Annotated in this window: 1 pseudogene; it reads left to right on the forward strand. The window is 57.8% G+C overall.

The features are described from left to right. Positions 1-202: 202 nt before the first annotated feature. Positions 203-517 (forward strand): annotated as a pseudogene (locus tag LPW29_RS15345) (Rpn family recombination-promoting nuclease/putative transposase); the annotation flags it as partial.

A 517-nucleotide genomic window follows, 5' to 3' on the forward strand; every position in this document is an offset into this window, starting at 1 on the left:
GTAAGGTGAACCGGTCAGCGGCTTCCAGTCGCCCAAATAGTCAGTCGGAGCCGCCGCTACGGCGCGTATTTCAGCTTCCATTTTCGTTCGCTGCGGCTTGGGCATCTTCGCCAGACCCTTAACTGCAGCCTTCTTGTAGACGACCTCAAGCATACTGGAAAGTTTACGCGGGGGTTCGCGTTCCGTAAACACGTCCAAGGATGTGGATGCGCTACAGACTGCGGTGAAACGCCTGGCAGAACGTATCCGGGCGCACCCGGAGAAGGCCCGTCTGGACGAGGTGATCACCCGCTGGCTCAAACGTCACCTCAGACGGCTGGGCACCGAGGCAGAGAAGGCGTTGGAACAGGTCAACAGTTTGGTGGAGGACAATGCAATGCTGGCGGAAAATCTTCAGAACTGGGCGGAGAAGGAACGGCAGAAGGGTGAGGTGATCGGCTTGCAGAAGGGCGAGCAAATCGGCTTACAGAAAGGCCAGCGTCTGGCTGCCATTAACCTGTTCAAGCTGGGCCTGCTT

The sequence above is a fragment of the Ectothiorhodospira sp. 9100 genome (assembly GCF_022227565.1).
Lineage (GTDB): Bacteria > Pseudomonadota > Gammaproteobacteria > Ectothiorhodospirales > Ectothiorhodospiraceae > Ectothiorhodospira > Ectothiorhodospira marina.